The organism is Streptomyces sp. NBC_01445 (genome assembly GCF_035918235.1).
Taxonomy (GTDB): Bacteria; Actinomycetota; Actinomycetes; order Streptomycetales; family Streptomycetaceae; genus Streptomyces.
Genome location: NZ_CP109486.1, coordinates 939,668 through 958,626, shown reverse-complemented (window position 1 = coordinate 958,626; position 18,959 = coordinate 939,668). Strand labels below are relative to the sequence as shown.

The 18,959-nt window shown below is 74.6% G+C and carries 8 protein-coding genes; all 8 read left to right on the top strand.

The window, feature by feature from the left end; translation table 11 throughout:
• The first annotated feature begins 30 nt into the window (after positions 1-30).
• Genes OG574_RS52315 through OG574_RS52280 form a run of 8 tightly spaced genes read left to right on the top strand, consistent with a single transcriptional unit; the run spans position 31 to position 18,935 of the window.
• On the top strand, positions 31-1,278 hold the full coding sequence (locus tag OG574_RS52315) for a hydroxymethylglutaryl-CoA synthase family protein (RefSeq protein ID WP_326779398.1): 1,248 nt from the start codon (positions 31-33) through the stop codon (positions 1,276-1,278).
• The gene (locus OG574_RS52310) at positions 1,278-2,012 is read left to right on the top strand and encodes an enoyl-CoA hydratase/isomerase family protein (protein WP_326779397.1); all 735 of its coding nucleotides are present in this window, start codon (positions 1,278-1,280) and stop codon (positions 2,010-2,012) included. Before OG574_RS52315 ends, OG574_RS52310 begins: the two co-directional genes overlap by 1 nt.
• Positions 2,009-2,794, top strand: a complete 786-nt coding sequence (locus OG574_RS52305) for a polyketide synthase (RefSeq protein WP_326779396.1) — start codon at positions 2,009-2,011, stop codon at positions 2,792-2,794. The genes OG574_RS52310 and OG574_RS52305 overlap by 4 nt, the downstream gene beginning before the upstream one ends.
• A 47-nt stretch (positions 2,795-2,841) precedes the next feature.
• The gene (locus OG574_RS52300) at positions 2,842-8,829 is read left to right on the top strand and encodes an SDR family NAD(P)-dependent oxidoreductase (protein ID WP_326779395.1); all 5,988 of its coding nucleotides are present in this window, start codon (positions 2,842-2,844) and stop codon (positions 8,827-8,829) included.
• 21 nt (positions 8,830-8,850) lie between these two features.
• Complete coding sequence (locus tag OG574_RS52295; RefSeq protein ID WP_326779394.1) at positions 8,851-16,653, top strand: non-ribosomal peptide synthetase; 7,803 nt, start codon at positions 8,851-8,853, stop codon at positions 16,651-16,653.
• A 19-nt stretch (positions 16,654-16,672) separates the two neighbouring features.
• Complete coding sequence (gene fabD / locus OG574_RS52290) at positions 16,673-17,563, top strand: ACP S-malonyltransferase (RefSeq protein WP_326779393.1); 891 nt, start codon at positions 16,673-16,675, stop codon at positions 17,561-17,563.
• Positions 17,560-18,417: a 4'-phosphopantetheinyl transferase family protein gene (locus tag OG574_RS52285; protein WP_326779392.1), complete on the top strand. Its 858-nt coding sequence runs from the start codon at positions 17,560-17,562 to the stop codon at positions 18,415-18,417. The genes fabD and OG574_RS52285 overlap by 4 nt, the downstream gene beginning before the upstream one ends.
• The gene (locus OG574_RS52280; protein ID WP_326779391.1) at positions 18,414-18,935 is read left to right on the top strand and encodes a flavin reductase family protein; all 522 of its coding nucleotides are present in this window, start codon (positions 18,414-18,416) and stop codon (positions 18,933-18,935) included. The genes OG574_RS52285 and OG574_RS52280 overlap by 4 nt, the downstream gene beginning before the upstream one ends.
• Positions 18,936-18,959: the final 24 nt, after the last annotated feature.

The following is an 18,959-nucleotide window of genomic DNA, read 5'->3' as shown; positions in this document are numbered from 1 at the left end:
CCTGCAGTTCCTGTAGTTACGGAGAAGACCATGAAACAGGTCGGCATCGAAGCCATCAACGCCTACTGCGGTGAGACCTACATCGACGTTCCGGCCCTGTTCGCGGCCCGTGGCCTCGACGACAGCCGGATCGGCAACCTGATGATGGCGCGCAAGAGCGTCGCGCTGCACTGCGAGGACGCCGTGTCCTTCGCCGTCAACGCGGCCAAGCCCATCGTCGACGCCCTCAGTGCCGAGGAGCGCGACTCCATCGAGCTGCTGATCGTGGGCACCGAGTCCGGGGTCGACTTCGGCAAGTCGCTCGCCACCTACGTCCACGACTACCTGGGGCTGTCGCGCAGCTGCCGCCTGTTCGAGACCAAGCAGGCGTGCTACAGCGGCACCGCCGCCCTGCAGATGGCCGCCGCCGTCGTCGCCGCCAGCCCCTTCGAGGGGACCAAGGCCCTGGTCATCAGCAGCGACGTGGCCCGTCCTGTGCCGCACACCTACGTCGAGCCGAGCCAGGGCGCCGGCGCCATGGCCATGCTGGTCAGCGACAATCCGGTCGTCGCGGCCTTCGACCAGGGTGCCAACGGCTTCCACAGCTATGAGGTGATGGACACCTGCCGCCCCGACCCGGAGCGGGAGGCCGGTGACACGGACCTGTCGCTGCTGACGTACATCGACTGCCTCAAGGGCTCCTTCACCGACTACGCGCGCAAGGTCGACGGCGCCGACTTCGTGGACTCCTTCGACCTGCTGGCCATGCACACGCCGTTCCCCGGCATGGTCAAGGGCGCGCACCGGGCCGCACTGCGCAAGCTGAAGCGGGGCACGTCGCCGCAGGCCGTCGAGGACGACTTCACGACCCGCCTCGGCCCGGCGATCCAGTACCCGCAGCAGGTCGGCAACATCTACGCCGGCACGGTCTTCCTCGCGCTGGCCTCCACCATCGACAACGCCGTCATCGACGGCGAGCGCCGAGTCGGTGTCTTCTCGTACGGCTCCGGCTGCGCCTCCGAGTTCTACAGCGCCGTCATCACGCCCGCGTCGCAGCGCGCCGTACGCGCCATGGGCATCCGCGAGGCGCTGGACGCGCGGTACTCGCTGAGCACCGACGAGTACGACGAACTCCTCGCGGCCACGGCCGAGTTGAAGTTCGGCACCCAGGACTTCACCTTCGACCTCGACCGCTTCCCGCAGATCACCAAGGCGCGCTTCGACGGCGGGCGGCGCCTCGTACTGCGGGGCGTGCGGGACTACCACCGTGAGTACGTGTGGCTGGGAGGCGATCAGTGATGACCGCCGTCACCCTGACCGCGGCCCGCGGAGTGCTCCGCGCCCGCCTCGACCGGCCCGAACTGCGCAACGCCGTCACGCCGGAGCTCCTCGACGGCCTGCACGCGGCGCTCGACAGCGCCGAGGCCGATCCGCACTGCCGGGTCCTGGTCCTGTCCGCGCGGGGCGAGGACTTCTGCGCCGGCACCGACCTGTCGGACGGGGTGCCCGCCGAGGTGCCGGAACCGGGAGCGGACGAACTCCCGTACTGGAAACTCCTCGACCGTCTCACCCGCACCCCCGTCGTCACCGTCGCCCTGGTCGACGGCCACGCCACCGCGGGCGGCGTCGGGCTCGCGGCCGCCTGCGACCTGGTGATCGCCGGTCCGCGGGCCCGCTTCCGCCTCACCGAGGCCCTCGTCGGTCTGGTGCCCGCCATGGCGCTGCCGTTCGTGGCGCGCAGGACCGGTGAGCAGCGGGCGTTCTCGGCCACCCTGCTCGCCGAGGCCCTGGACGCCGCCGGCGCGGTCGCGGCCGGCCTCGCCGACACGGCCGCCGACGACGCCGAACAGGCCCTGCGGCGCGCCCTGGTGGAACTCAGCCGGGTCGACCGGCCCACCGCCGGGGCGCTCAAGGAGTACCGGGCCCGGCTCTTCCCCCGCGACGAGCGGCTCGGCCTTGATGCGGGACGTGCCTTCCTGGACCGGCTCACCGACCCCGCCGTGCACCGCCTGATCGGGGAGCGTGCCGCATGAGCGCACCGACCGTCGATGCCGCTCTGTCCGTCGTCCGGCTGTCCTGGGAGGGGCCTGTCGCCGTCGTCACCATGGACGACCCGGGCGGCCGCAACACGTTCTCGGCCGGCCTGACCTCGGGCCTCGTCGACTCGATCGAGCAGGCCGCCGCCGACCCGCGCACCCGGGCCGTCGTCGTCGAGGGCAGGCCCGAGCTGTTCTGCGCGGGCGGCACCCAGCGCGAGCTGGTCAACTTCGCCCGGGGGAACGGGAGTTTCGACACCGACGACTTCTTCCGGGTCTTCGCCCGGTGCCCGCTGCCCGTGATCGCCTCGGTGCAGGGCCACGCCATCGGCGGCGGGCTCGTGCTCGCCCTCTACGCCGACTTCGCGGTCTTCAGCGAACGCTCCATGTACGCGGGCAACTTCATGAAGTACGGCTTCACGCCCGGCATGGGCGCCAGCTACCTGTTCCCGAGCCGCTTCGGGCGCGAACTGGGTACGGAGATGCTCTTCACCGCCCGGAACTACCGCGGCGCCGAGTTGCGCGAGCGCGGCGCCCCGGTCCGCGTCGTGCCGCACCAGGACGTGCCGGGCACGGCCCGGGAACTGGCGCTGTCGATGACGGGCGCCCCGCGTGCGTCGATCGAGCTGCTCAAGCGGGAGCTGGCCGTGCCGCTGCTGGCCGCGACGGGCGAGGCGGTGGCCCGCGAGGCGGCCCTGCACCGCACGTCGTTCCGGCTGCCCGAGGTGATGGAACGCATCGTCGGCGCGTACGGCACTGCCGCCACCGACACGAGCTGACACGACCTGACACGAGCTGACACGACCACCAGGAACCGAAGGAACCGATGGACGGCATGGACGGCATGGACGCGAAAGAGATCCTGACCCGAGTCAAGACCGGTGCGCTGGACGCCGCGTCCGCCGCTGCGCTGCTGCGGGCCGAGGCCACCCCCGCACCGGTGCCCGCACCGGCCGCCGGGGTGGACGGCGCCACCGCGGCCGCTCTGCTGCGGGCGGCGGCCGGCCAGGCCACCCCGGCCGCGCCGGCGCCCGCGCCCGCGGGCGTGCCCGAGCCCATCGCCGTCATCGGCTACAGCGCCCGGTTCCCCGGCGCCGATGACGCCGACACCTTCTGGCAGCGGATCCTGGACGGGGACGACCTCGTCACCGAGGTGCCCGCCGAGCGGTGGCGCATCGCGGACCACTACGACGCCGACCCCGCGGCCGAGGGCAAATCGGTCTCCAAATGGGGCGCCTTCGTGGACGGTGCCGACCGGTTCGACGCCGACTTCTTCCGGATGACCCCGCGCGAGGCCGAGCTCACCGACCCGCAGGCCCGGCTCTTCCTCCAGGAGGCATGGCGCGCGCTGGAACACGCCGGGCAGCGCACCGGAGCGCTCGCGGGAGCCCGTGTCGGCGTGCACGCCGGCGTCATGATGAACGACTACCAGGACCTCATCGAGCGGGAGAGCGAGCACACCCGGCTCGCGCAGGTCATGCAGGGCAACTCCAACTCGCTGCTCGCCGCCCGCATCGCCTACCACCTCGATCTCAAGGGTCCGGCCGTCACCGTCGACACGGCGTGCTCGTCCTCCCTCGTCGCCCTCCACCAGGCCTGCCAGTCGCTGTGGCTCGGCGAGGCCGACATGATGCTCGTCGGCGGCGTCACCCTCTACCTCACCGAACTGCCGCACGTCTTCATGAGCCGGGCGGGGATGCTCTCGCCCAGCGGGCGCTGCCGTCCCTTCGACGCGTCCGCCGACGGCATCGTCCCCGGCGAGGGCTGCGCCGTCGTCGTGCTCAAACCCCTGTCCAGGGCGGTCGCCGACGGAGACCCCGTGCACGGGGTGATCCGCGCCGGAGGCCTCAACCAGGACGGCAGGACGAACGGGATCACGGCGCCCAGTGCCGCCTCGCAGGCCCGGCTCATCGCCGGCACGCTCGACCGGTTCGGCCTGGACCCGCACGGTGTCGACTACGTCGAGTGCCACGGCACCGGCACCCCGCTGGGCGACCCCATCGAAATCACCGCGCTCAACCAGGTGTTCGGGCCCGCGGGCCGGCCGCCGGGCAGCGTGCCGATCGGCTCGGTCAAGGGCAACGTCGGCCACACCTCGGCCGCGGCCGGGCTCGCCGGGCTGATCAAGGCCATGGGTGTCGTACGCACCGGGCAGGTGCCCCCCTCGCTGCACTGCTCGGCCGCGACGCTCAACCCCGGCATCCCCTTCGAGGACGGCCCGTTCACCGTCGCCACGGAGCGGCTCACCCTGCCCGGCACCGGGGGACGGCCGCGCCGCGCCTCCGTCAGCTCGTTCGGCTTCAGCGGCACCAACGCCTACGTCGTCGTCGAGCAGCCCCCGCCCGCAGGACCCGTCACCGCCGTCGCGACCGACCTGCCCGTGCTCGTGCCGGTGTCCGGCCGCCGCCCCGGCGCGCTCGCCGACCGTGCCGCCGAACTCGCCCGCTGGCTGCGCTCGCCCGGCGGGGCCGACGCCGCACTCGCCGACCTCGCGCACACCCTGTCGTGCGCCCGTGACCACCACCCGCACAGGGCCGCGCTGCTCGTCGACGACCGGGAGCAACTCCTCGACTCGCTCGACCGGCTGGCGGTGGGCGGGAACGACGAACGACGCGTCGAAGGGCCTGCCGCGCCTGCCGCAAGCGCGCGGACCGCCGACCGCGAGGCCCGCCGCGCCCGCGCCGCGCTCCTGCGCCGCGTCCTCGACCGGGCGGCGGACGAGCCCGGGAACCGGGGGCACCTGCGCGAACTGGCCCGGCTCTACGCCGAGGGCCACGACGTCGACTTCACCCGGCTGTGCCCGCCCGGCCGCTACCGCCGCATCTCCGTCCCCGGATACGCCTTCGCACGCGACCGCCACTACGTGAGCGCGCGGCCCGCCGCGAGCGCCGTCCCCGACCCCCACGCCGTCCCCGACGCCTTCGACACTCACGACACCCTCGACGACCTCGTCCTGTACGCGCCCGGTTGGCAGGACGCCCCCCTTCCCGCCGACGCCCCGCGCCCCGCCCAGGGGCCGCTGCTCGTGCACGACACCCGGGGCGACCTCGCCGCCGCGCTGGGCGGCACCGGCCTCGACGAGATCGACACGGTGCGGGCCACGGAGCCCGACGCCGTCACGCTCGTGGTGCGCATCGGCCCGGACCCGGACGCCGACGCGGCGGCGTTCGCCGCCCTGCGCACGGTGCTCTCCGCCTTCCGCACACAGCGGCTGACCGTGCTCGCCGTCACCGCCGACGCCCTGCGGGCCGACGCCGCGCGCGCCCTCGTACAGACGCTGCGCCAGGAGAACCCGCGCCTGGACGGACGTGCCCTGCTCGTCGCCGACGACGGGGCCGCGGCCGCACCGTCCGTCCGGGCCGAACTGGCCGTGCCCCAGGCCGAGTCGGGACACCTCGCCGACGTGCGCGGCGCCCGCCGCGTACGCCGTGTGCTGCGCCCCGCCGCCCTGCCCGAAGAGGGCTTCGTGCCACGCCCCGACGGCGTGTACCTGGTCACCGGCGGCATGGGCGGCATCGGACGTGCGCTGGCGCGCCGGCTCGCCGCGCGTCCCGGCACCCGGGTCGTGGTGTGCGGGCGCACCCCCTGGGCCGAGCTGGATCCGGCCGCGCGTCCTCCGGCGGACGGGGCCGGAGGCATCCGCTACGTACGCGCCGACGTCACCGCCCCGGAGGGGGCCGCGGAACTGGTCGCCGGCATCCTCGCCCACGAGGGCGCCCTGCACGGTGTCTTCCACGCCGCGGGCGTGGTCCGCGACGCGTACCTGCTGCGCAAGACTCCCGCCGACGTGGCCGCGGTGCTCGCCCCCAAGACCGCCGGTGCCGCCGCACTCGACGAGGCGACGGCAGGACTGCCGCTCGACGTCTTCGCCCTGTTCTCCTCGGTCGCGGCGGTCAGCGGCAACATCGGCCAGGCCGACTACGCCTACGCCAACGGCGCGCTGGACGCCCTGGCCGAGCGCCGCGCGGGTCTCACCGCCGCGGGGGAGCGGCACGGTCGCACCGTGTCGGTGCAGTGGCCGCTGTGGGACGTGCCGGGGATGACCATCCCCGAGCCGGTGCGCGAGGTGGTCGAGGAGCACGTCGGCATGGTCCCGCTCCCCGCCGAGCGGGGACTGCGAGCCCTGGAGCGGCTGCTCGGCCCGGGCGGTCCGCAGGTCGTGTCGCTCTTCCACGGCCGGGCGGACGCCTGGCACCGCCACCTCGCCGAATTGCACCTGCTGCCGGGCCTGGAGAGCGCGGCCCCGGCCCCGGCCGGCGCCGTGGACACGACCTCACCCCACGTCACGCCCGACGGCCTGGTGGAACTGGTCTGCCGCACGGTCGCCGACACCCTCGGCCACGACCCGTCGGCGATCGGCCCGCGCACCTCCCTGGAGGCGCTCGGCCTCGACTCGGTGATGATCCGCACGCTGGCGTCGAAGCTGAGTGCCCAAGTGGCCCCGGTCGGCCCGGAGATGCTCTTCGGCCTGCGCGATCTGACCGAACTGGCGGGCCACCTCGCGCGCCTGACCCCGCAGCGGGCACCGGCCGCCGTGACCGTCGAGCCGTCCGGACCGTCCGTCGCCGAGCCGCCCGTACGGGCCGCTGCCGCGGTGACGGGCACCCCCCACGACGGCCCCGCAGTCGGCCCCGCACTCGGCCCGGCATCCGGCCCCGATGACGCCGTGGCCATCGTCGGGCTCGCCGGGCGCTACCCCGGGGCGGACGACCCCGAGGCGTTCTGGGAGAACCTGCTCGTCGGCAAGGACACCGTCGGCGACCTGCCCACCGACCGCTGGCGCAGTGCCGGCGGCGTACGGGCCAAGGGGCACTTCCTCGACCGGGTGGACTCCTTCGACCCCGCTTTCTTCGGTCTGTCGGCGCGGGAAGCCGCCTTCACCGACCCACAGGAGCGGCTCTTCCTCGAAGTCGCCTGGGAGGCGCTGGAGGACGCCGGACTCGCCGGGGCCCGCCTCGACGCCCTCACCGCGCCCGACGGCGAGCCCCGCAGCGTCGGTGTCTTCGCGGGCATCACCTCCGCCGACTACCCGCTGCTCGGCGCCGAGCGCTGGGCGGCAGGCCACCGGGACATGCCCTCCGGCCACTTCTGGTCGCTGCCGAACCGGCTTTCGTACCTCCTCGACCTGCGGGGTCCCAGCCAGCCGGTCGACACCGCCTGTTCGTCCTCGCTGGTCGCCCTGCACCTGGCCGTGGAGGCGCTGCGGCGCGGCGAGTGCGCCGCCGCGCTCGTCGGCGGGGTCAACCTCTATCTGCACCCTTCCCGGTTCCGCATGCTGCGGCAGTCCGGATTCCTCGCCGAGGACGGCCTGTGCCGCAGCTTCGGCGCGGGGGGCGCCGGGTTCGGGCCCGGCGAGGGCGCCGGGGCCGTCGTGGTCAAACCGCTGGCGCGCGCCCTCGCCGACGGCGACACCGTGCACGCCGTGATCCGCGGCACCGCCGTTGCCCATGGCGGCCGCACCAACGGCTTCACCGCGCCCAGCCCGTGGGCCCAGGCCCGGGTGCTGCGCGAGGCTCTGCGCCGCTCCGGCGTGGACCCGGCCACCGTGAACGTGATCGAGGCCCACGGCACCGGCACCGAACTCGGCGACCCTGTCGAACTCGCCGGTCTACAGGAGTCGTACGGCCGGGGCGACGCGGCCGCGGTGCCCTGCTCCCTCGGCTCGGTCAAGTCCGCCATCGGCCACGGGGAGTCCGCCGCGGGTATCGCCGCTCTCACCAAGGTGCTGCTCCAGCTGCGCCACGGCACGGTGGCGCCCACCTGGCACGCCGATCCCGTCAACCCCGGCCTCGGCCTCGCCGGCACGCGCTTCAGCCTTCAGTACGAGGCCGCACCCTGGCCGCGGCTGCGCGACGCCTCGGGCCGCGAACTGCCCCGCCGCGCGGGCGTCAGCTCGTTCGGCGCGGGCGGCGTCAACGCCCATGTCGTCGTGGAGGAGCATCTGCCACGCCCGGTGGCCGACGAGAGCGCGCCGCAGCCGGCCGGGCGGGAGCTCGTCGTCCTGTCCGCGCCCACCCCCGCCCACCTCGCCGCCACCGCCGCACGCCTGTCCCAGTGGCTGCCCGGCGCCGGCGCCCCGCTCGCGGACGTGGCCCGCACGCTGCGCAGCGGGCGCGCGGTCCACGAGCACCGCCTCGCCGTCGTCGCCGACTCCGCCGCTCAACTCGCCGCGGAACTGGCCCGGTTCGCCGCGGACGGCACCGCCTCCGGCGCGCTGCGCACGGGCACCGCCGGCACGGCCCGTGCCCAGGCCCCGGAGACCGACGACCTGGTGGCCGCGCTGTGGCGGGCGGACCGTCCTGAGCAGATCGCCGATCTGTGGGTGACCGGCTGGGAGGTCGACTGGACGGCGCTCGACCCCGGCCCGGGCCGCATCGTGTCCGTACCGCCATCGGCGTTCATCAGGGGCCGTTACTGGCTCGCCGAGGACGAGGACGACGACGAGACCGCCGACGCCGGAACCCCGGCCGAAACCCCGGCCGAAACCCCGATCCAAGCCCCGGCCGAAACCCCGCTCCAAGCCTTGGCCGAAGTTCCGGCAGAAGCCTCGGCCGATCCGGCGTCCGGCCCGGCGTCGGACCCCCGTCTCGCCCGCATCGTCGAGTTTGTCGGCGAGCTGGCCGCCGGGCCCGGCGCCGAGGGGCCCGTCGACACGGGACGGACCCTCGTCGAACTCGGCGTGGACTCCATCGGCGCGATGAACCTGCGCTTCGAGATCACCGAGCGGTTCGGCGAGACGCTGCCGCTCCAGCTGCTCAGCGAGTTCACCGTCGACGAACTCGTCGCCCGCCTGTCCGACCTGCAGAGCCAGTAGAGGGAACCGGAGAACCCAGCCATGCCGCAGACCGACCCCACCGCCCGGTTCGAACCGTTCGCCCTCACTGAAGTCCAGGAGTCGTTCTACGTGGGCCGCACGCTCGGGGGCGGCAACGGCCCCGGAACCCAGATCCACCTGGAGTTCGAGGCCGACGCCTTCGACACCGACCGTGCGGAGGCCGCCTGGAACGACGTGGTCGCCGCCACCGACATGCTGCGTGCCCACGTCCTGCCCGACGCACGGCAGACGGTGCGCGAAGAGGTGACCGCCCACCGGTTCGTCCGGGCCGACCTGACCACCGCTGCACCCGCCGAGCGGGACGCCGAACTGGCGCGGCTGCGCCGGGAGGCGCTGGCCGGGTTCGACCCGCACCGCTGGCCGCTCTTCGCGATCCGCGTCGCGCACCTGGCGGGCGGCCGGGCCCGGGTGCTGTTCACCGTGGACGAGCTGATCGCCGACGGCCCGAGCGTCTCGCTGCTGCTTCAGCAGTGGTACGAGCGGTACGCCCACGGGAGTGCGGTCACCGAGCCCGGACTCACCTTCCGCGCGTACTGCACCGCCGGAGCGGGCGCCGAGGTGCCAGCGGCCTCCCTGGCGTACTGGCGCGACCAGCTCGCGGACATCGACCTCGAACGCCCGCTGCCCCTGGGCGGCGGCGCCGCGGACGGGCCCGGCCACCGCAGGCTCGCCCTGCGCCTGGAGCCCGATCGCTGGGAGCGGGTGAAGGCCGCGGCCAAGGAGGCCAGGGCGACCCCGACCGCGCTGCTGCTCGCCCTGTGCACGGCCGCGGTGCAGGGCGCCGACGGTGGCGGTCAGGCGCCGCTGCCCGTCGTCCTCACCACGTACAACCGGCAGCGGGTGCACGCCGATGTGCCGCGCCTGGTCGGCCCGTTCATCTCGACGTCCGTCTTCGTCGCGCCGCCCGCGACGGGCACCGCGGGGGAGCGGCTCGACCTGGTGCGCGCCCGGCTGTGGAGCGACCTGGAACACGCGGCGGTCAGCGGTGTACGGGCCCTGCGGGAACGGGCGCGGACCGAACCCGGCCGACGGGGCCTGGCGGTGCCGATGGTCTTCACCAGCCTCCTCGGCAGCCTGTCCGCCCTGACCGACGATCCGGACAACTGGGCAGCCAGGGTGGACCTGGAGTCCTCGGCGACGCTCACCCCGGGCGTCCACCTGGAGAGCTGTGTGCAGGAACGCGACGGGGCGCTCCTGGTCTCGTGGGACTTCGCGCCGACCGCCGTGGACGGCACCCGGACCGAGAACGCCTTCGCCGCGCTGCGCACGGCACTTGAGCGGATCGCGCAGGAGGGGACGGATGCCTTCGCGCTGCCCGCCGCGCTCCCCGGTTGCGACGACGGTGCCGGTTCCACCGACGAGGCCGGGGACCCCATTCCCCTCACCGACGTCCAGTCGGCCTATCTCGTCGGGCGGATCGGCGGGCTCGGCGGGGATGCAGAGACGAGGGTCTACCAGGAGTTCCTGCTCCGACGGCACGACGTCGACGCGCTCGAACGGGCCTGGAACCGGCTCGCCGCGCACCACCCCATGCTGCGGGCCGCCGTCCACGAGGACGGCACGCTGACCGTTGCTCCGGCCGTCACCCCGTACCGCATCGCCCGCCACGACCTGACCGCGGCGGCCGACGTCGAGGCCGCGCTCGCCGGCATCGCCGCGCGGCTGCGCGACACCACGTTCCCGCTGGGCAGCAGCCCGATGTACACGCTCGAGGCCAGCGCGCTGCCCGACGGAACGGTCGTGCTGCACGTGGTCCTCGACGCCCTGCTCGCGGACGCCCGCAGCTTCGCGCTCCTGTTCGGCCAGCTCTTCGCCCTGCACGACGGCGACGACCGCGTCCTGGACACCCCCGCCGATCCGACGGCCCACCTGCGCGCGCTGCCCGAACGCAGGCGCACCAAGGCCGGGGAGCGGGCGCGCACCGCCTGGCGCGAGAAGTTCGCCGCCCTGCCGTCCGGCCCCGCCCTGCCCGAGCCCGCTCCCGGCGCCCCGCGCGCCCACCGCAGGGCGCCGCTCGGATCGTGGCGTGAGCTCACCGAGCGCGCCGCGGCCATCGGCGTCCCGGCCGACCTCGTGCTGCTCACCGCGTACACCGACGAACTGCGCGCCGAGTACGGGGCCGCGGGCCCGTTCACCGTCACCGTCGTCTCCTGGGACCGCCCCCACGGCCTCGCGCACGCCGACGCGATGGTCGCCGACTTCACCCAGCTCGCCTGGGTCACCGTCGACGACTCGCTCCCCGAAGGCTTCGCCGAGCGCGCCCGCGAGCTGTGGAGCCGGGTCCGCGGCGACCTGGAGCGCGGCGAACTGGTCCCGGGTCTGGGCGAGTTGCGCACCCGGGTGTTCCGCTCGGGCGGCGCGCTGCGTCTGCCGGTGGTCTTCACCCGCGTTCCGGAGATCGACCCCGCCCTGCACCCGGACGGCGTGCTGCTGCGCACCAGCCAGTCGCAGACCGCCCAGGTGGCGCTCGACCATGTGCCGCTGCTCGTCGGCGACGAGCTCGCCGGCCAGTGGGACGCGGCCGACGGCGCCCTCGCGCCGGACCGTCTGGACGCGATGTTCGAGCGGTACGCGCGCCGGGTGCGGGAGTTCGTCGCGGGGGAGCAGGCCTCTGAGCAGGCCTCTGAGCAGGCCTCTGAGCAGGCCTCTGAGCAGGGTTCTGAGCCGGGCTCTGAGCCGGGCTCTGAACAGGACTCTGAGCAGGACGGGAGCGCCGGGTCCGTCGACGACCACACGCCCGTGACCCTCGTCGAGCTCGTCGAGGCCGCGTTCGCCGGGCACGCCGAGCGGGACGCCGTCCACTACGCCGGGCGCACCCTCACCTACGGCGAACTCGACCGCCGCACCGCCCGGCTGGCCCGTCACCTGCACGCTCTCGGGGTACGCCCCGGCGACCACGTCGCCGTCCACATGGACCGCTCCGAGCGCCTGGTGGCCACGCTGATCGGCATCGTGCGCGCGGGTGCCGTCTACGTCCCCGTCGATCCGGCCAACCCGCCCGAGCGCGTGCGCTACCTCCTTCAGGACAGCGGCGCCAAGGTCGTGGTGGCCGACGAGGCCCTCGCCGCCGTTCCCACCGAGGCCGGCGCGGTCGTCGTCTGCCCGGACCGGGACGCGGACCGGGCCGCGCTCCACGCACTGCCGAGCACGGCGCCGGCCGTCACGGTGGGCCCCGACGACCCCGTCTACACGATCTACACCTCCGGGACGACCGGCCGGCCCAAGGGCTGCCGCAACACCCAACAGGGCGTCGCCAACCGGCTGTTGTGGATGCAGGACCGTTTCCGGCTCACCCCCGACGACCGGGTCGCCCAGAAGACCCCGTACGGATTCGACGTCTCGGTCTGGGAGTTTTTCTGGCCGCTCCTCGCGGGCGCGTCCGTCGTCGTCGCCCGGCCCGGCGGCCATGTCGACCCGGGCTATCTCGCGGGGCTGCTGCGCGACGAAAAGGTGACCGTCACCCACTTCGTGCCGTCCGTGCTCGGCATGTTCCTGCGCCACCCCGCAGCCTCCGCGTGCACCGCACTGCGCACGGTGTTCACCAGCGGCGAGGCACTCCCGGTCGCCACGATGCGGCAGTTCTACGAGGTGTTCGCGGCACGCGGACAGGCGGCCGGCGGCCCCGAGCTGCACAACCTCTACGGGCCGACCGAGGCCGCCATCGACGTCACGCACTGGGCCTGCCGGCCCGACTGGGACGAACCGACCGTGCCGATCGGACGCCCCGTCGCGCACACCCGCATCCACGTGGTGGACGAGCGGCTGCGCCCGGTGGCCCCCGGCACCCCCGGGGAGATCCTCATCGGCGGCCGCCAGGTCGCTCTCGGATACCACGGGCGGCCCGAGCTGACCGCCGAGCGATTCGTCGCGTCGCCCTTCCCCGGCCTCGACCCGTCGCCGCGGCTCTACCGCACGGGGGACCTCGGTTTTGTCGGTGAGGACGGCGAGATCCGCTATCTCGGACGGATCGACGGCCAGTTCAAGCTGCGCGGGCTGCGCATCGAGCCCGAGGAGATCGAGGCGGCCCTCGCCGATGTGCCCGGGGTCGCCGAGGCGCGCGTGCTGCCGGTCCAGGACGAGGCCTCCGGCGAACAGATCCTCGCCGCCGTCTGCGTGGCCCGCGAGAGGGACCGTGCGCCTCGGGTGTCGCAGATCCGCCGCGCCCTGGGCGACCTGCTGCCCGCGTACCTGATACCGAGCCACTTCCGCTTCGTGGAGGACCTTCCGTTGACCACGAACGGCAAACTGGACCGCCCGGCCGCCGCGGAGCTCTTCGGCGCGAAGCCGGCGTCCGCGCCGGTATCCGGGACAGACGTGCGCGGGGACATCAGGGCCGCTGTCGCCGACGTGCTCGGGGTCGCCGAACTCGACGGCGGGGCCGACCTGTTCGACCTCGGCGCCACCTCCTTCACCATGATCCGCATCGCGCAGGAGATCGAACGGCTCACCGGAACCGCGCTGCCGGTCGACGCCCTCATCAGCAAGCCGACGCTCGACGCGCTCACGGCGGCCGCCGTACCGGCGACGGACGCGTCACCGGCGACGGGCGCGGCACCTGCGACACCTCCGGCGTCCCCGGCCTCCTCGAACAGCGCCGCCGCGCCGATCGGTGCCGAGGACGTCGCCCGCAGCGCCGCCGGGATACTCGGCGTGGACCGGGTCGACCTGGACGCCGACCTGTTCGACCTGGGAGCGACCTCCTTCACGATGATCCGCATCGCCCAGGAGATCGAGGCGGTGACGGGGACACAGGTCCCCGTGGACGTCCTCATCCAGAGCCCCACCCCACGGTCCATCGCGCAGAGCGTCGCCCCGAAGCCCGCGCCCGCGACGCCCGCGTCCGCGCCCACCGCTTCTGCCACCGGCCCCGACGTGCGTATCGCCCTGGACCCGGCGGCCAAGGCGGCCTTCAAGGAGGCCCGGGTCGCCGAGCGGGTGCTGCCCCCGTCGCTGCGCCGCGTCCCCGTCCCGCCGGCCGCCCCCGACGAGGCGCGCGCCCTGTTCGACGCCTCCTCCTTCCGGGAGTTCGCCGCCGGCCCGCTGCCCGCCCACGACCTCCTCGGCCTCCTCGCCGGCGTCACCTGGGGCGAGCTCGACGGCCGCGCCAAGCGCCGCTATCCGTCCGGCGGCGGCTTCTACCCGGTCCAGGTGTACGTGTACGTCGCCCCCGGCGCCGTACAGGACCTGGCACCCGGCCTGTACTACCTGCACCCGGCCGAGCGTGCCCTGATCGCCCTTGCTCCCGACGCCCGGTACGGCACGGACCTGCACGTCCACCACAACAGGGCCCTCGTCGCCGGCTCCGGCTTCGGCGTGTTCCTGGTCTCCACCCCGGCCGCCATCGCCCCCGCCTACGGCGAACGCAACGCCACCCGTTTCTCCACCGTCGAGGCCGGGCACATCGCCCAGCTGCTGCTGACGGGAGCCCCCGAGCGGGGGCTCGGCCTGTGCGCGGTCGGGGAGATGGACTTCGACGCGGTGCGCGGCGACTTCGGCGTCGGCGGCGACCAGGAGCTGCTGCTGTCCCTGTGGGGCGGCGCCCTCACCGAGCAGACCCGCGGCCGGCGCGCCGCGCTCGCCCCCGCCGCGCCCGTGCTCACGCCGCAGGGCGAGCGGGCCGTCGCCGTCGTCGGCTTCGCCGCCGAACTGCCCGGAGCCCGCACCCTCGACGAACTCGACGACCTCATCGCCCGCTCCGGCACGGCCACCGGGCCCGCGCCCGCGCAGCGCTGGGCGCCGCTGCGCTCACGTGCCCGGCGGGCCGGCGCGGCTGTCGGCGGCTACCTCGACGACGTACTCGCCGTGGAGGCCGAGGAGTTCCGCATCCCTGAGGCCGAAGGCAGCGCCATCGACCCGCAGGAGCGCATCCTGCTGTCCGTCGCCCGCCGGTGCTTCGAGGACGCCGCGCTCACCCCGGACCGCCTCGACGGCCGGGTCGGGGTCTACGTCGGATCCATGTGGCAGGACCACGCCCTGTACGGCGTCGCCGCCCGCGCGGACGAACGGGCCGAGGACGGCACGCACGCCACCCGCGGCGGTCTTGCCCACCGCACCTCGCACGCCTTCGGCCTCACCGGACCCAGCCTGCTGATCGACAGCGGCTGTGTATCCGGTCTGGCCGCGGTCGAGGCGGCCTACAGGGCCGTCGCCGACGGACGCTGCGAGGCCGCGCTCGCCGCCGGGTCCAACCTGGTGCTCCACCCCGACCACCTCGACGTCCTGTCCGAGATGGGCCTCGTCGCCCAGGACGCCGATTCCTGCGCCTTCACGGACCGGGCCAGTGGCTGGCTGGTCGGCGAGGGGGTCGGCGCGGTCCTGCTCAAGCCGCTGGACCGCGCACTTGCCGACGGGGACCCGGTGCACGCCGTGCTGCGCGGCGGTGCGCTCCAGCACTCCGGTACGACACGCCAGTTCGGCATCCCGGACCCGGAGCGGCAGGAGGCCACCATGCGGGCCGCGCTCGACGACGCCGGGATCGGGCCCGCCGACATCGGGTACGTCGAGGCGGCCGCGGCCGGCGCCGCGCTCGCCGACGCACTCGAATTCACCGCGCTGGGGCGGCTGTTCGGCGGCGACGGCGCCGGCACGGCACCTGTGCCGGTCGGCACGGTCAAGCCCCACACCGGACACCTGGAGGCGGCCTCGGTCTTCGCACAACTGGGCAAGGTCGTCACCCAGTTCCGTCGCGCCGACGTGTACCCGACGCTGCTCACCTCGGCGGTGAACCCGGCGCTCAACCGCACCGGAGGATCGGTCGCCCTGGCCGCCGAGGGCGCCGACAGCTGGCGCACCGCACCCGGTGCGCCCCGCCGCGTGCTGGTCAACGGCTTCGCGGGCGGCGGCTCGTACGGCAGCCTCGTCGTCGAGGAACCGCCGGCCGTGGAGCCGGGCCCCGACGATCAGGGAACCTGGGCGCTGCCGTTGTCCGCCGACACGCCGCAGAACCTCGCCGCGCTCGCCGACAGCCTCGCCGACGCCTGGGCGCGGGACCCGTCCCTGGGCGCCGGGCGCGTCGCCCGCGCCCTGCGCGAGGGCCGCACCGACCGCCCGGCGCGCGGCGGCCTGGTCACGGACGCCGCAGGGGCTGTCGCGGGCCTGCGCGCGCTGGCCCACCGCATGCGCTGCGGCGGCGAGGGCGTCGTCGTCGCGGGCGCCGACAGCCCGCGGCGGGAGGCGGACACGCTGGCCGCGTGGGCGGCGGGGGAGCAGGTCGACTGGCCCCCGATCGCCGCGGCCAAGGCAGCGCTCCCGGCCACGCCACTGACCCGTACGCGCTACCTGCTTCCGACCGCACCGACCGCACCGACCGCACCGGCCACACCGACCGCACCGGCCACACCGACCGGACCGACCGCACCCGCCGCATCGGCCGCATCGACCGGATCAGCCGGTCCGACCGCCGCGGCCGCACCGGCCCCGGCTGCCGCGCCCCTGCCTTCGCCCGCGCCCGAAGCTGCCGACACTCTCTCGGCCCGCCTCGGCTCCGTGTGGGGAATCGGCCTCGCCGCGGAGTCCGCACCGGTGGCCTGCGCTGCCCCGAGCGGAGCCGGCGCCGAACCCGCAGCCGCCGCCCCCTTCACCCGCCTGTCCCGGATCGTCGCCGCCGAGCTCGGGACCGACACCGGCCAACTCCGCCCCGAACAGGACCTGTTCGCCCTCGGAGCCACCAGCAGGCAGCTCCTGCGGCTGGCCGCCCGCATCGCCGCCGACGGAGGCCGCGAGCTCCCGCTGGAGACCCTCTTCACCGCGGCCGACCTCGGCGACCTCGCCGACCAGGCCTTCCCCACACCTGTGACCGTCTGAGCCGAAGGAAGTGACCACCATGACGCGGATCTTCATGTTCCCCGGCCAGGGCGCCCAGAGCGTCGGCATGGGCCGGGAACTGTTCGCCCGCTTTCCCGATGCGGAACAGGAGGCGGCCGACGTGCTCGGCTACAGCCTGCGCCGGCTGTGCCTGGAGGACCCCGAAGGGCAGCTCGGCAACACCCGCTACACCCAGCCCGCCCTGTTCGTCGTCAACGCCCTGGCCCACCGCGCCCACCTGGAGGACGGCGGCGAGCGCCCGGACCTCGCGGTGGGCCACAGCCTCGGCGAGTACAACGCCCTGCACGCGGCGGGTGCGTTCGGCTTCGCCGACGGGCTGCGGCTCGTCGCCGCGCGGGCCGCGGCGATGGCCGAGGTCACCGGCGGCGGCATGAGCGCCGTCATCGGCCTGCCCGAGAGCAGGCTGCGCTTCCTGCTGCTGCGCGCCGGGTTCGGCTCCCTCGACCTGGCCAACCTGAACACCCCCGGCCAGATCGTTCTCGCGGGACCGGCCGACGACCTGGCGGAGGCGGGGCCGATCCTGGAGGACGCGGGCGCCCGCATGGTGCGCCGCCTCGACGTCAGCGGCCCCTTCCACTCGCGCTACATGACCCCGGCCGCCGAGAGCCTCGGACCCGTCGTACGGGCAACGCCGTTCCGCCCCCTCGCGTACCCGGTGATCGCCAACGCCACCGCCCGCCCCTACGAGCACCACCGCATCGGCGAGACCCTGCTCCAGCAGATCCACCAGCCGGTGCGCTGGCACGAGACCGTCGAGGCGATCCTCACCGGCGTCTACGGTCCCGAGCCCGAGTTCACCGAGATCGGCACCGGCAGGGTGCTCGCCGGCATGCTGCGCCAGATCCGCCGCGAGCGGGACCAGCTCCTGACCGGGGCGGGCACTCGATGACCGGTGAGCGCCCGGGCGGCGGCCGGGACACCGTGGGGATCTGGTTCTGCCCCAACGAAGGCCTCGACGAGGCGACCAGCACCCTGCTCGCGCGGAACTGGCTCGACGAGCACGAGCGCGAGATCGCCGGCCGGTTCCTGTTCGAGCGCGACCGGCGGCAGTACCTCGTCGCCCACAGCCTCGTACGGCGCGTGCTGTCCCTGGAGACCGGCATCCCCGAGGCCGACGCCACGATCTGGCGCTCCTCGCGCGGCCGCCCCTTCCTCCAGTCGCCGCCCGGCGGCCTGCCCGGCGGCGGGCGCGACCTGGACTTCAACCTCTCGCACGCGCACGGCTTCAACGTCGTCGCCGTCGCCCGCGACCGCCGGGTCGGTATCGACATCGAGCGGATCGACCGGGGCGGCGAACGCGGCTTCGAGTGGATCGTGGAGTCGTTCGCGCCGGAGGAGCGCTCGTACCTCGCCGCCATCGCGGAGGGTGCGAGGCGCGACCGGGCCACGCTGCGGCTGTGGACCCTGAAGGAGGCGTACGCCAAGGCCCGCGGTCTCGGCCTGGGGCTGCCCTTCGACTCGTTCGCCTTCGAACTGGACGAGGAACAGGGCGTGCTGGGATTCAGGCCGCCCGCGGGCGACAGCGCGGACCGCTGGTGCTTCGCCGAACTGGCGCCGCGCCCGCAGGTGCTGGTGTCCCTCTGCGTGGAGCGCGGGGCGGACGGCTCAGCGCCGCGGCGGCTCGAGGTCCATGACGGCTTTCCCTGGGGCCGCGCCGCGCCGCGCGAGGTGTCGCTGCCCGCACCGCACCGCGAGCTGCGCCCGCTCGCGGACGCCGTATCCGTGATCGAGGAGCACGCATGACAGGACTGCAGGAAAAGACACGCCCCGTGGTCGCCCCGCAGGCCTTCCGGGACGCGATGGCGCTGCTGGCCGCACCGGTCAGCATCGTCACCGCCCTCGACCCGGACGGGCAGCGCCGCGGCTTCACGGCCAGCTCGGTGACCTCCGTCTCGCTGGAGCCACCGCTGATCATGGTCGGGATCGCGCTGACCTCCAGCTGCCACGCGACGCTGACGCATGCCGAGGAGTTCGTGGTCAACGTGCTCGGCGAGGGCCACCGGGCCCTCGCGCGGCGCTTCGCCACGCAGGACGTCGACCGGTTCACGGGCGGCGGATTCGCGGCGTGGGAGGGGTCCGGCACGCCGTACCTCCCGGACGCGGCGCTCCTCGTACGCTGCCGCACGGCGCGCATCGTCCGCGCCGGGGACCACGACCTCGTGCTCGGGACACCGGCCGAGATCCGCCCCGGTGCCCCGGTGGCCGATCCGCTGCTGTGGTACCGGCGCGGCTTCCACACGGCGCGCGAGCACCGGATCTGACCCGCCGACCGCCCGGCGGCGGGC